The following is a 13376-nucleotide window of genomic DNA, read 5'->3' as shown; positions in this document are numbered from 1 at the left end:
CCAGTCCCATTTCCCGGAACCGCCAGCTCAGCGCCGTGCGGTGTCCCGCGACGAAGGAAGCAGCAGGGCCAGCACCGAGGCGAACAGGCAGCTTGCGGCGACGGCTGCGAAGGCAAGCGCCAGGCCGGCCTGGGTCAGGAACTGCGACCCTCCGGCGGACACCGCGAAGCCGGAGAGCAGGACGGCGAACAGGGCGCTGGCGGCGGCCCCGGAGAAGGTGCGGATCAGCGAGTTGATGCCGTTCGCCGCCGCGGCATCCTGCGCCGGGCTGTACCCCATGACCAGTGCGGGCATGGCCGCGAAACTCAGTGCCGTGCCCACGCCCACCAGCGCCGTGCCAACCACGATGGCGGTGAGCGAGCCGTGCGTGAACAGGCGGAAGACGAAGGACAGCGACATGACCAGCGCGCCCAAGGCCAGCACCTTGCGGCCGTCGATGCGGTTGAGCAGCATGCCGGCCACCGGTGAAAGCCCGGCCATGGTCAGCGATGCCGGGATCATGACCAGCCCGGCGTCCACCGGGCTGAGGCCCAGCCCGGAGCCGAGGCCCGCCGGGGCCTGCACCTCGTGGGCGGTCAGCAGGTGGTTGGCGAACATTCCGGCGGTGGCGAAGAAGGTGGCGATGTTGGTCAGCAGCACCGGACGGCGGAAGGCGGTGCGCAGATCGACGACCGGGCGGGCGCTGCGCAGCTGCTGCGGAATCCACAGGCAGGCTGCCAGGATCCCGAGGCCTGAAATCACCGCAAGCGGCAGCGGATGCGTGCCCCACCAGCCGGACTTCGAGAGGACAAACAGAACGCTGCCCAGCACCACCGACAATCCCAGCGCACCGAGCACGTCAAACCGTCCGCCGGGGTAGGCGCCCGCATCGCGGACCAATGCCAGTGCGCCGGCCATGGCCAGAAGCCCTCCGGCGGCGGAGAATACGAAGATCCCCGAGGTGCCCAGGGCGCTGCTGCCAAGGATCCCGGAGAGCAACAGCCCGGCGGCCGACCCCAGTCCGACGGAGGCGCTCATGACGGCGATCGCGGTACCGGCACGGCCCGCCGGCATGATGTCGCGCAGCAGGCTGATGCCGATGGGAACAATGGAGGAGGCGCAGCCCTGCAGGGCACGGCCCGCCAGCACCCAGCCGAAGCCCGGCCCCACCGCGGCCGTCAGCGAACCGGCCACCAGCAGTCCCAAGGCGGCCAGCAGCAGGCGCCGCCTGCCGTACATGTCCGCCATGCGCGAGAGCACCGGGGTGCCCACGGCCCCGGCGAGCAGGGTAATCGTCACCAGCCACGAAGCATCCTCCGCCGAGACCCCGAGGTCTTCGGAGAAGCTGGGCAGCGACGGGACGATCAGCGTGAACTGCATAGAGGAGAGCATGCCGCTGACGGCAAGCAGGAGGACAGTGGGCCACCGGGCGGCGGCCCACTTGGCCTGGGGCTCGCCGGTTTCGAAGCTGTGGGTAGCGCTCATGGCAGCAACCGGCGCTCGCCGGCGGTTGGGCTGGCAACGGCAATGGAAGTCATTGGGCGGCGCCGGATTCAAGGAAGGTGCGGAAGACTTCCGGCAGGCGGATGGCTTTCTGTTCGGGGCTGACGGTCACCAGCCAATTGGAGGCGGTCGCAACCAAGGTCTGGTCGCTGCGCCTCCACATCTGGAAGTCGAAGCGGACCGAGCAATTCCCGATTTCACCGACCCGCAGCTCGATGGTGATTTCCTCGAAGAGCCGCGCCGCTTGCAGGTAGTTGCAGTGGGTGGCCCGTGAGACGGTCCACCAGCCGAAGCGTTCCAGCAAGGTGTCCTGGCGGAATCCGTTCAGCAGCAGCCACTCGGTCTGCAAGGCTTCCATGCGCGGGAACCAGGTGGCGTAGTACAGAATCCCGGCAGGGTCGGTGTCCGCGTAGCTCAGGCGCTGGGTGTGCTCGTGCACGGGTTTGAGTGTCGTAGTTGATGTGTCGGAATTGGTCTGCATATGCCTGCGGATCCCCTTGAATTGCTTGTCGTGGGAGGTGCTGTGATCTGCAAAATTTTCCCAACCAACCAAACGCATGCTTGGTATTGAGAGATTAAGCCTTTATGCTCAATGTAGCAAGCGTTAGGTTGATGGTTCGCCGCAGGGGAAGCAAACCTCGGATCCACCCCGGCTTACCGGCGAATCGACGGCTATCTGGCCATTCTCGATGACCGAGCCGTCTCGGGAGCCCGGCTTCGTCCCCGCGAACCATCACACGCAAACAACTATCGGCACACGGTGGGCTGGTCATCCCAGCGGCACCGCTGTTGAGAAGAAGGGCAGGAAAACGATGTCAGTCGTTATTGACCTTAAGGATCGGGTGGTGCTCGTTACGGGCGGCGCCCGCGGAGTCGGTGCCGGAATCACCCAGGCATTTCTCGACGCCGGGGCAATCGTGGAGATCTGCGGCCGCAGCCTCCCGGCGGCCGACGGAATCAGCGAACATCCTTCGGTACACTTCACCCAGCTGGATGTGCGCAACGCAGAGCAGGTTCAGGACTGGGTTGCCGACGTGCACAGCCGCCGCGGCCGCATTGACGTTGCCGTCAACAATGCCGGTGGTTCGCCTTTCGGGCGTTTCGAAAAGGGTTCGGCCCGCTACCTGCAGGCGATTACGGAACTGAACTTCCTCTCGGCCGCGCACGTCGCCAGTGCTGTGCTGCCGGTGATGATGCGCCAGCCGGAGAAGGGTTCCATCGTGAACATCACCTCCATCAGTGCCCGTCGTCCGAGCCCGGGCACCGCGGTGTACGGCGCGGCCAAGGCGGCACTGGAGAGCCTGACCGGAAGCCTCGCCGTGGAGTGGGCTCCGCATATCCGCGTCAACGCGGTCAGCTGCGGCTTGGTCGCCACCGAGGGCGCGGTGGACCACTACGGCGACGAGGAAAGCTTCGCACGCGTAGCTGCAACCATCCCGCGCGGGCAGCTCGCTGCCCCGAGCGAGATCGGCGCGGCCTGCGTCATGCTCGCTTCGGACATGGCATCCCACATCACCGGCGCGGTGCTGGACGTGGACGGCGGCGGGGAATGGCCGGCCTTCCTGGCGCACACCCCGAATGCCGATGAACTGAAACCACTTGAACTTGAAGTAGAAGGAGCACTCTAATGGCAGAGGCAGTTATTGTTTCAGCGGCGCGTTCGCCGATCGGCCGAGCCTACAAGGGCTCGCTGCGCGAAATGCGCGGCGACGACCTGGCGGCGCAGATGGTGCAGGCAGCGCTCAGTGCGGTGCCGGAACTGGACCCGCACACCATCAACGACCTGATGATGGGCTGCGCGCAGCCAGCCGGCGAGCAAGGCTACAACATCGCCCGCATGGTCGCCATGCAGCTGGGCCTGGACTCGGTTCCGGGCACCACGGTGCACCGCTACTGCTCGTCCTCGCTGCAGACCACCCGTATGGCATTCCACGCCATCAAGGCCGGCGAAGGCGACGTCTTCATCTCCGCCGGTGTGGAAACCGTATCGCGCTTCGGACTGGGCAAGTCCGACGGCATGCCGGACACCAAGAACCCTGCATTCTTCGCAGCCATGGACCGCACCAAGGCGCTGAACGAGGACACCTCCTCGCGCTGGAGCGACCCGCGTGCCAAGGGCGAGCTGCCGGACATCTACATCGCCATGGGCGACACCGCAGAGAATGTCGCGCAGCTGCGCGGCGTCTCCCGCGAAGCCCAGGACGAATGGGCAGTGCGCAGCCAGAACCTCGCCGAGGCCGCAGGGCTGCGCGGATTCTGGGAGAAGGACATCACCCCGGTCACCCTGGGCGACGGCACCGTGGTGTCCACCGATGACGGACCGCGCGCCGGCGTGAAGCTGGAGAAGCTCGCCACCATGGCCCCGGTGTTCCGCGAACACGGCACCGTGACCGCCGCGAACTGCTGCCCACTGAACGACGGCGCCGCAGCACTGGTGATCATGAGCGACACCAAGGCCAAGGAACTGGGCCTGAAGCCGCTGGCACGCATTGTGTCCACCGGCGTGGCCGCGATGACTCCCGAGCTGATGGGCCTGGGGCCGGTCGATGCAGTCAAGCGCGCCCTGGCCAACGCCAAGATGTCGATCAAGGACATGGACATCATGGAGCTCAACGAGGCCTTCGCCGCCCAGGTGCTGCCGTCCATCGACGACATCGGCATCGACCCGAACAAGGTCAACGTCAACGGCGGCGCGATCGCCTTGGGTCACCCGTTTGGCATGACCGGCGCCCGCATGACCACCACCGCGATCCACGCGCTGCAGGAACGCGACGAGCAGTTCGCCGTGGAAACCATGTGCGTGGCCGGTGGCCAGGGCATGGCACTGGTGCTGGAGCGTTTGAACTAGTACTAGCAGCGATAGTGGGCAGTTTGGCGCACGCTTCCGGAAATAGCTCCGGGAGCGTGCGCTTTGCAATTGCCGGCAGATAATCTACGTCTCACCAAGGGTTCCGGGGCAACGGCGAGGCGTCACCGTCACGTTGCAGAGTCATCACCATATTAAAATCGAGTACTTATGGGAACCTGTCTGGAATCATGCCGCAAAATTATTGGCAGCGGTATTGTCCACTTGCGGTTGGGAATGATCGGCACACTGCATTTTCGGCCTTTATGGTTGGTGCATGTCCCTGATTCAACGTGATTTTCCCGATGGATACACTGATGCTCTGGCAACCTTGAAATCCTTGATCCATGATGCGCAACATCGTGCTCAGCGCACGGTTAATATAGCTCTGGTTGAACTCTATTGGAGCATAGGGAAGATCATCCTGGAACGTCAGGCTGATCCTCCGTGGGGAAGCAATGTGCTCGACAAGGTCACCCGAGATCTGCGCAACGAATTTCTGAATATGAAGGGGTTTTCACGAACGAACCTATACCGCATGCGGGCTCTCGCAGCAGCGTGGATTGGTGAAAAATCAATTGTCCAGACACCGTCTGGACAATCGAGTTGGAGCCAGAATGTCGCTCTTTTGAGCGAACTTGATAAGCAGGACCTGTGGCAATGGAACGCACAACGTGCCGTTCAGCATGGTTGCTCGGCGGCAGCCCTCGAACATCAAATTCACACCAAGCAGAGATTTCCATCCCCGTCCAAGAGGAGTTGTGCCTTGCTGGGAAGGGCCGGCTCTTTTCGTGACAAGGAATGTTGGGACCCTAAATAAGCCGGGCCGGGAAACTGTGAAACAGCTTCCCGGCCCGGCTTCGCGATTCTATAGGTTAGCCAACTGGCTGCGGTACCGGAACCTCGCGGTTGCGGAGCGCGCGAGGGTCGATGACCTCGCGGATCAGACGCAGCTCCTCGTCGGTTGGCAGGCGCGTTTCCGGCGCGTTGGAGGCATCCAACGCGAACCCGGTGTTGTCCGTGACTTCCTGCGGATCCACGCCCGGGTGGACCGACAGCACCTTGACCCGGCCGTTCTCGTCGTAGCCGAGCACTGCGAGGTTGGTGATGATCACGCCCAGATGGTGGTGCTTCAGCCCTGCGGCCTTCGCACGGTCGTTGCCCACGCCGGAGACCATGTCCACTGAAGGGACGAACAGGCGTGCGCCGTGGCGCGCGATCCAGTAGTCCACGCGGTGGTTGGCGGTGTTGCCAGGAGCGCCGCGCACGCCGATGAGCTGGCGCTTTGGCTTGTCCCAGGCGCCGATCAGCGAGATGTTCTGGTTGCCGTACTGGTCGATCTGGCTGGCGCCCATGATGCTCTGGCGGCGGCCGGTGGCCACGATGTCGAAGATGCGGCGGAACGGGGCCCAGCCCTCGATGACGCCGCCAGCAGCGGCCGGCTTGCCCAGCGGGGAGGCCTCGCTCATCATGAATGCTTCGCCGTCGCTGAGGATGATGTCCGGCGAATGGGTCAGCTTGGCCAGGCGTGCGCCAATGGATGGGACAATGCCCACCGCATGGGCGAGCAGCTCACCGGACTCGCGGTAGATGTCCGAGCAGGCTGCAACGCAGATCTCAGCAATGGTGACGTCGTTAGACATTGGCTTTCTCCTTTTCTGCGTGGAAGCGCTCGACGGCTGCATGGAATGCCGCCTCGTCGCCTGCCAGGAATTCTGCGGTGAAGGCATCCCACGCCGCCGGGTCCTTGGCGGATGCAGCGTAGTGCTTCTGGAAGACTTCGTCGCGGCCGTAGTCGGGCTCGCAGGTGGTGAAGTGCGCACCGCGCGGGGTCTCGACGACGCCGGTGACGTACATGCGGCTGAGCATCAACGTGTGGTACGAACCTTCATCGAGCAGATTTTCGGTCGGAACGATCTTCTCGGTGCTCACGAAGGTGCGGTCGGCGGCCATTGCGTAGAGGTCGTCGAAGTACGGGTCCGGGCCCAGGAACTGGACGTTGCCGGCTGCGTCGGCACGGTTGACGTGGATCAGCGCGACATCCATGCGGATGGCCGGAACCGCAACGTACTCGTCGTCCGAATACGGAGACTTGACCGTCTTCAGATGCTTGTTGGCTGGCAGGACATCGGAGCCAAGACCTGCAAGGGTTGGCAGGAAGGACAGACGTGCGGCGCCGGCGCGCAGGCCGGTCACGAACATGCCCTCATCGTATTCCTGCAGCTCCAGCTCGCCGCGTTCACGGGCTGCCGTGAACAGAGGATCCAGCGGGATGCTGTCCAGGGTGACGAAGCCGTAGATCAGCTTCTTGACCTTGCCGGCTGCGACCAGCAATCCGACGTCCGGGCCGCCCAAGGAGACCACGGTCAGGTCCTTGACGTCGGTCCGCAACAGTTCGCGGACGAAGGCCATGGGCTTGCGCCGCGAGCCCCAGCCGCCGATGCCGATGGTCATTCCAGACTTGATGGACGCTACCGCGTCACTGAGTTCCAATCGCTTGTCAGGCATTGGGTTTCCCTCATTTCTTCACCGAATAATAAACCTAGCGCTCGCTTGGTTGTAAGGCTAGCATGAATGAAATGAATCAGTCAGGGCAGTCCCATCGGTCAGCAACCGTGATGCATGTTGACTTGATTCATGGTTCATGAGGTTCGCATCAGTGTGAAGCCTGCGGTCGCAACGTAGTTGCCCCAGTTTGGCCAGCTGCGGCAAGCGCTAGCAAGGTACCAAGCGGTGCTTGAATCCCGAGTAGACATTCCAACGTTGGTTGGGTCGGCCAAGCGATCTGCAGGCCGAACGGCTGGATCGAAGGATTTGGCACGTCATCGCCCGTGAAAACGTATTGGCATGTCCCGGACGATTTCTGCCGAGCCCGAGCTGGGCATTCTGTGCGGGACGGATCCGGAATTGCGAACATAATCCGCTTTTGCCCAAGAGTGGGTTCATTTCCTGCACTGCGGTTCATTCTCTTGGGTGCTCCGTTGTATTCATCTCCGTAGATTGCATCGCTGCGTGGCTGACCACGAGAAGTAGGCCAATTGCCGAAATTATCTGGCCGACGGTTGCGTGTTTTGCCTGTGGAGAGTGCAGCCGGCATGACGGAGAACAAACTACGATTTGCGCATGGGCAGAGGAAAAATTGCTTGGCTGGTGGCAGGAACACTGACGGTGTGTGGGCTGTTTTGGTTTTTTACGAGGCCTGCCGACTATGTAAACGGGGTGTTCCAATGGATGCACCCCGGTGCTCAGGCATTGGCGGCGGTCGCACCCATTGGCACCTTGGTAGCTGTAGGCACGGCATCATTCCTCGCTTATCGAACACTTCGCTACAGGACCCGTGTTGACGACGCGGATCAGTGGTGGAAACGAGCGCAATACGGAATCGATCTGGTTCACGGGACTGCCGCGCAGAAGGCTGCGGGGAGTGACCTCATCAAGACGCTTCTCGGTCCTTGGCTCAAAAACGCCGAGGACGGTGCCCCGGTGAAAAAGGCAAGGAAAGCGCGCAAGCGAGCTGGAGCCTACGGATGGCGGGTGTCGGAGGATGAGAAAGAGATGCTGAATCGAATTCTTCAAAGAGCTTTGGAAGGGAGCGCACCGGACTCCCTGACCGACAAGGAGCTCGAAGAATTAGAAGCTAAGGAGAAAGAGGGTAAGAGATCGTGTGCCGCCCAGTTGGAGAACGCCGATCCAAGTGATGCGACGATAGAAACGTCAACTGCCAAAAACAAAACTTCTCAGCCGAATCATGGGTCCGGCCGTAGAATGAGCATGGGAGAGGAGGTAGCAGATGAGCCCAAAAAAGAAGGCGACGGATACGGATATTCAGCTGACGACCAAGGCTCGCGTGGTTAAACTTGGGGATAATTACATTGTGCTCGGCCAGAACAATGAGCCACTGACTGCAAGGTATCCCGCTGACAGCTTTCGATACATAACGGACGGGGCGAAGTCAGCCTACCAACTGGCTACCTTGGACGGTAAGAGGCCAAGCGACGCGATTATTGCCCTGGCAAATTACGTTCCTCCCGGACCAAGAACTGCATAACGAAAAGCCCCGCCAAATGACGGGGCTTTGTCGTAGTTAGAGGCGCTGTTGCCGGGGAAAGCCGGGGCTAGGCGCGGCCTTCTGGAGGGCCCAGGATCAGCATGACGGTGAAGATCAGTGCGACGCTCACGACTGCGATCACCGCGGTCAGGATTGGGCGGCCGACCATCCAGCGGAACAGGGTGTCAATCCACTTGTCATCGTCCGGGTGATCGCTCTTGGTGGTGCGCCATTCGCCTTCCAGGCGTCCCTGCTTCTCCAAGCGGCGTTCATAGGGAATCGTCAGGTAAGGGACGATCGAGGTGGCTGCGGCAAGCACGATGGAGCGCTTGGTCCAGCGCTGGTTGATGCCGACGAGCACGCCGGTGGCAACGTAGGACAGGAACACGAAACCGTGCATGAATCCGGCAATGGAAACCGGCCAGTCGCCCACCTTCACGACGTACTTCAACAGCATGGCGATGATCAGAAGCGTCCAGGTGACAGCCTCGGCCCGGGCAACGATGCGGAATAGGGTGCGTGGTGACATAACTTGATTTCTGTCCCTCGGGATTGCGAATAAGTCGGTTCTCCGTTTAGAACCCACCAAAGTCTAACGGGTGCTCCTGTGTGCACAATTTGAACGATGGGCCGGCTATGGCTCCGGCATGAGGCAAAAAAAGACGCCATCCCGTCCGCCGAGAATCTGCGGCGGACGGGATGGCTGCTGCGAGGCCGATGCGGTTAGGCCGCGGTCAGGCCCAGCAGTTCGCCGAGACGCTGGCGGTGCGTCCGGGCTTGCCCGAAGAGCTGGCTGGTGGCATGGGCGCGCTTGAAGACCAGCTGGGCATCGTGCTCCCAGGTGATGGCGATGCCGCCATGCAGCTGCACGCACTCCGCGGCGATGTGGTCCAGCGCGTCCGAGCACCAGGCCGCGGCGGATGCCGCACGCTGCGGCAGGTCGTCGGCTCCGGTGCCGGCGGACCATGCGGCGGCCCAGGCCGCGGTGCGCGCGGTCTCCACCTGCACCAGCATGTCGGCCATGCGGTGCTTGAGCGCCTGGAAGGATCCGATGGCGCGTCCGAACTGCTCGCGCTGCTTGGAGTATTCAACCGTCATGTCCAGTCCGCGCCGGGCGGTGCCCGCCTGCCAGCAGGCCAGCGACACCAGGGCGATGTCGCGGACCTTGGCCAGGGCGGCTTCGGCGTCCAGGGCCAGTGCGCGGGCCGGCACCTGGTCCAGGGTGTAGGTGGCGAAACGCAGGGTGGTGTCCACCGCAGGGGTGGAGATCCGCCCGATCGCTTCCGGATCCAGGATCTCGAAGATGCCCGGTCCGTTCTCGGTCTGGGCCACGGCCAGCATCAGGTTGGCGCCCAATCCGTCGATCACCAGGGTTGCCTCGCCGTTCAGCACCCAGTCCTCGCCCTGCGGGGCGGCGGCAAGGTCGTTGGATGCGGGATCCCAGCGGCCCTTGGAGTCCGCCCAGGCGAGCGTGGCCAGGGTTTCGCCTTCGGCGATGCCCGGCAGCAGTCGCTCGCAGGCCTCGGTGTTCCCGGATTCGAGGATGGCCGCGGTGGCCAGCACGGCCGAGGAGAGCAGCGGGGACGGAGCCAGGTGGTAGCCGAGGGTCTCCAGGACCAGTCCGGTCTCCAGCCAGCCGCAGCCTGCCCCGCCGAATTCCTCCGGGATTGCCAGGGAGGCGACGCCGATTTCCTGGGCGAGCACCTGCCACAGCTGCGGGTCGTAGCCGCGCTCGGATTCGGCCGCGCTGCGCACTGCCAGCGGGTCGGCATGGCGGGCCAGTACCGCGTGCAGGGTCTTGGCCAGTTCGTTTTGTTCGTCGGTTAATGAGAAGTCCATGATGTCCTCTAGCTGGCAGGCGACAGGATCGCGGCGGGAGCCAGGATCGACGCGGCGATGCGTGAACGGTGGTAGCGGCCGGTGCCCCAGGCCGAAGCCAGCGCGTGCACCCGGGTGAGCCACAGGCTCAGGTCGTGCTCCTGGGTGTAGCCGATGGCGCCGTGCACCTGCAGTGCGGTGCGGGCGGCCAGGATGGCGGCGTCCGAGGCGGCGACCTTGGCGGCGGACACGCTGCGTTCGCCGGCCGGGGTGCCCAGATCCAAGGCCGCGCCCTTGAGCAGCGGGCGGGCGAAGGTCAGCGCCACGCGGACGTTGGCCAGCTGGTGCTTCAGCCCCTGGTATTCGCCAATGACGCGGCCGAACTGCTCGCGCAGCTTGGCATAGGCCACTGCCTCTTCCAGCAGGCGTTCGCCGGCGCCGAGCAGCATGGCGGCGCTGCCCAGAGTGGCGCGGTCGATGGCCAGCGCCACGGCCTGCGGATCCAGCGCGGCGGCCGGTCCGGCAGGGACCAGCTCATGCAGGGTGCGGGCCGCGTCGATGGACTCCTGGCCTTCCCCTGCCTCGGCAGGGGTGATCGAATCCTCGGTGACGATGAACTGCTGCGAGCACAGCTGCGCATCCAGCGCGTAGGGCACGAAGTCAGGGATCGCGGCGGTGGCGATCACCGAGCCGTCGGCCAGGGATTCGCGCAGCGCTGGATCCACCAGATCCGGCAGCAGCGCCGCGGATTCCAGGTAGGGGCCCGGGGCTGCGTGGTAGCCCAGACGCTCGAAGGCGACGATCAGGTCCACCGGGGTGCCGCCCATGCCGCCGTCGGCCTCGTCGATGCACAGGCCCAGCAGGCCGAGCTCGGCAAGCTGCTCCCACAGTGCGCGGGCCGGAGCCGCATCGCCTTCCGAGGCCGCGCGGGCCACGGCGGTGCCGCCCACGGATTCGATGACCTGGTCGATGGCCTCGGCCAGCGCCCGCTGTTCCTCACTGATTACGAATTTCATGACGCCTTCCGTCCGTCGCCGCCGCGTGGCAGGCCAAGTATGCGTTCTGCAATGATGTTGCGCTGGATTTCGTTGGTGCCCGCGTAGATCGGGCCGCCCAGGGCGAAGATGTAGTCATCCACCCAGCGTCCGCCGGCCTCCGCGGAGGCAGAGCGCAGTTCCGCGGCCGGGCCGAGCAGATCCAGACCGGTCTGGTGGATCGCGATGTCCAGTTCGGACCAGAAGACCTTGTTCACGCTGCCCTCGGCGCCGATGTCGCCGCCTTCCTGCAGCGTGCTGACGGTGCCCCAGGTGTACAGGCGGTAGGCCTCGGACTTGATCCAGGCATCCACCACCGCATCCTGGGCGAATGGATCCTGCTCCTGGTTGCGCTGCCACAAGTCGATCAGCCGGTCGGTGGCGGCGCAGAAGCGGCCGGGGGAGCGCAGCGACAGGCCGCGCTCGTTGCCGGCGGTGCTCATGGCCACGCGCCAGCCGTCGCCCGGGGCGCCGAGCACGTCCTCGTCCGCGACGAACACGTCGTCGAAGAACAGCTCCGCGAACCCGGTGGTGCCATCCAGCTGGGTGATCGGGCGGACCGTCAGGCCCGGCGCATCCAGCGGGAACAGGAAGTAGGTCAGGCCGCGGTGGCGCTGCGCCTCGGGATCCGAGCGGAACAGGCCGAAGCCGCGGTCGGCCCACGGGGCGCGCGAGCTCCAGGTCTTCTGGCCGTTCAGGATCCAGCCGCCGCGCTCGTCATCGCGCTTGGCGGTGCTGCGGATGGAGGCCAGGTCGCTGCCGGCGCCCGGCTCGGACCAGGCCTGGGCCCAGATCAGGGTGCCGTCGGTCATGTCGCGCAAAAAGCGCTCATGCTGCGCCTCGGTGCCGTGCCCGAACAGGATCGGGGCCAGCAGCGAGATGCCGTTCTGCGCCACGCGGGTCGGGGCTCCGGCGCGGTAGTACTCCTCCTCGAAGAGCACCCACTCGATCAGCCCGGCGCCGCGGCCCCCGTATTCCTCCGGCCAGGAGACGACGGACCAGCGTCCTTCGGCCAGCTTGGCTTCCCACTGACGGTGGGCGGCGAAGCCCTCCTCGGTGTCCATGGAGGGCAGCGGGGTGGCCGGCACGTTTTCGGCCAGCCAAGCGCGTGCTTCGGCAGCGAACGCGAGCTGCTCTTCTGTCAGGTCAAGATCCATTTATTTTGCCGCCTCCGCCATGTTCTTGGCTCCCATGCCGGCCAGGGAATCCTTGCCGACCTCTGCGTTGTGTGCGTGGGCTGCGTGGTGCAGCCCGAAGACCGAGTCCATGCCGGCGCGCAGGCCCTGCAGGTCCTCGGATTGGTTGACCGCCTTCTTGGCCAGGGCCAGGCCGAGGCGGGGCATGGCGCCGATGCGCTCGGCCAAATTCAGCGTGTGCTCCTCGAGCAGTTCGCGGTCAACGACGTGGTTGACCATGCCCAGCTCGTAGGCGCGGCGGGCCGTGAAGCGGTCGCCGGTGAACAGCATTTCCTTGGCCGCGCGGGGGTTGGTGACCCACGGGTGGGCGAAGTATTCCACGCCGGGAATACCCATGCGGACCACCGGGTCCGAGAAGAATGCGTCTTCGCTGGCCACGATGAAGTCGCAAGACCAGGCCAGCATCAGGCCGCCAGCGATGCAGGCGCCGTGGACCATGGCGATGACGGGCTTGGGCAGTTCGCGCCAGCGGCGGCACATGCCCAGGTAGACCTCGGATTCGCGGGCGAAGCGGGAGTCGACGCCCTCGGCGCCGACGTGGTCCCACCAGACCACTGCCTTGCGCTCGAAGCTCTGGTCGGCGTCGCGCTCCGGGGTGCCGATGTCGTGGCCTGCGCTGAAGTGCTTGCCGTTGCCCGCCAGCACGATGGCCTTGACCGCGTCGTCCTCGACGGCGCGGGTGAACGCGGCGTCCAGGGCATAGGTCATTTTCGAGTTCTGTGCGTTGCGGTACTCGGGGCGGTTCAGTCGAATGATCGCCGTGGTGCCGCGCACTTCGTAGGTTACGACGCCGTCACTGTCGTTCAGAGTCATCGCGGGCCTCCTTATCCTGTGTCGCATTTCGGCTGGGAACCCAGCCGTGAAAACTTGCTTGGGACTACAGTAACCAAACAAGTGCTTGGTTTGCTAGCATAAGCGAAGATCAACCGAGAGACCAATGGATATCGAGAGTG

13 protein-coding genes are annotated in these 13376 nt (G+C 64.4%); 4 read left to right on the top strand and 9 right to left on the bottom strand.

Annotated features, from left to right (window positions below; genetic code table 11):
• Positions 1–27: 27 nt before the first annotated feature.
• Both ACTX90_RS16970 and ACTX90_RS16965 read right to left on the bottom strand, forming a co-directional pair.
• Positions 28–1464, bottom strand: a complete 1437-nt coding sequence (locus tag ACTX90_RS16970; protein WP_443442516.1) for an MFS transporter — start codon at positions 1462–1464, stop codon at positions 28–30.
• 49 nt (positions 1465–1513) lie between these two features.
• Positions 1514–1963: an acyl-CoA thioesterase gene (locus ACTX90_RS16965; protein WP_443442515.1), complete on the bottom strand. Its 450-nt coding sequence runs from the start codon at positions 1961–1963 to the stop codon at positions 1514–1516.
• A 331-nt stretch (positions 1964–2294) separates the two neighbouring features.
• Between ACTX90_RS16965 and ACTX90_RS16960 the strand changes: the two genes are divergently transcribed.
• The 3 genes from ACTX90_RS16960 (at position 2295) to ACTX90_RS16950 (ending at position 5147) form a co-directional block, all read left to right on the top strand.
• Positions 2295–3110: an SDR family oxidoreductase gene (locus ACTX90_RS16960; protein WP_190264262.1), complete on the top strand. Its 816-nt coding sequence runs from the start codon at positions 2295–2297 to the stop codon at positions 3108–3110.
• Positions 3110–4330: an acetyl-CoA C-acetyltransferase gene (locus tag ACTX90_RS16955; RefSeq protein WP_443442514.1), complete on the top strand. Its 1221-nt coding sequence runs from the start codon at positions 3110–3112 to the stop codon at positions 4328–4330. The genes ACTX90_RS16960 and ACTX90_RS16955 overlap by 1 nt, the downstream gene beginning before the upstream one ends.
• 274 nt (positions 4331–4604) lie before the next feature.
• The gene (locus ACTX90_RS16950; protein WP_443442513.1) at positions 4605–5147 is read left to right on the top strand and encodes a DUF1016 N-terminal domain-containing protein; all 543 of its coding nucleotides are present in this window, start codon (positions 4605–4607) and stop codon (positions 5145–5147) included.
• A 55-nt stretch (positions 5148–5202) separates the two neighbouring features.
• Here ACTX90_RS16950 and ACTX90_RS16945 read toward each other — a convergent pair whose 3' ends face one another.
• Together ACTX90_RS16945 and ACTX90_RS16940 are read right to left on the bottom strand one after the other, a co-directional pair.
• Complete coding sequence (locus ACTX90_RS16945) at positions 5203–5970, bottom strand: CoA-transferase subunit beta (RefSeq protein WP_443442512.1); 768 nt, start codon at positions 5968–5970, stop codon at positions 5203–5205.
• Complete coding sequence (locus tag ACTX90_RS16940) at positions 5963–6835, bottom strand: CoA transferase subunit A (protein ID WP_047120441.1); 873 nt, start codon at positions 6833–6835, stop codon at positions 5963–5965. The genes ACTX90_RS16945 and ACTX90_RS16940 overlap by 8 nt, the downstream gene beginning before the upstream one ends.
• Positions 6836–7450: 615 nt before the next feature.
• Between ACTX90_RS16940 and ACTX90_RS16935 the strand changes: the two genes are divergently transcribed.
• Positions 7451–8182: a hypothetical protein gene (locus ACTX90_RS16935; RefSeq protein WP_146956022.1), complete on the top strand. Its 732-nt coding sequence runs from the start codon at positions 7451–7453 to the stop codon at positions 8180–8182.
• Between the two features lie 260 nt (positions 8183–8442).
• On the opposite strand, the gene ACTX90_RS16930 is transcribed toward ACTX90_RS16935, so the two are convergent.
• The 5 genes from ACTX90_RS16930 to ACTX90_RS16910 all read right to left on the bottom strand — a co-directional run bounded on the left by ACTX90_RS16930 (position 8443) and on the right by ACTX90_RS16910 (position 13236).
• Positions 8443–8904 carry a DUF3817 domain-containing protein gene (locus tag ACTX90_RS16930; RefSeq protein ID WP_443442511.1) on the bottom strand — a complete coding sequence of 154 codons (462 nt, stop codon included), beginning with the start codon at positions 8902–8904 and terminating at the stop codon, positions 8443–8445.
• Between the two features lie 194 nt (positions 8905–9098).
• Complete coding sequence (locus tag ACTX90_RS16925) at positions 9099–10214, bottom strand: acyl-CoA dehydrogenase family protein (protein WP_443442510.1); 1116 nt, start codon at positions 10212–10214, stop codon at positions 9099–9101.
• Positions 10215–10222: 8 nt separating this feature from the next.
• Positions 10223–11209, bottom strand: coding sequence for an acyl-CoA dehydrogenase family protein (locus ACTX90_RS16920; RefSeq protein ID WP_443442509.1), 987 nt, complete (start codon positions 11207–11209; stop codon positions 10223–10225).
• A complete protein-coding gene (locus ACTX90_RS16915; protein WP_113607371.1) occupies positions 11206–12384 on the bottom strand; it encodes an acyl-CoA dehydrogenase family protein in 1179 nt (392 codons plus the stop codon). The genes ACTX90_RS16920 and ACTX90_RS16915 overlap by 4 nt, the downstream gene beginning before the upstream one ends.
• Positions 12385–13236 (bottom strand): enoyl-CoA hydratase, encoded by an 852-nt coding sequence (locus ACTX90_RS16910; RefSeq protein WP_047120435.1) that lies wholly within the window; start codon positions 13234–13236, stop codon positions 12385–12387. It abuts the gene before it with no gap.
• Positions 13237–13376: the final 140 nt, after the last annotated feature.

Source organism: Glutamicibacter soli, assembly GCF_052322135.1.
GTDB classification, from domain to species: Bacteria; Actinomycetota; Actinomycetes; order Actinomycetales; family Micrococcaceae; genus Glutamicibacter; species Glutamicibacter soli.
This window is presented reverse-complemented; position numbering and strand designations above follow the sequence as displayed.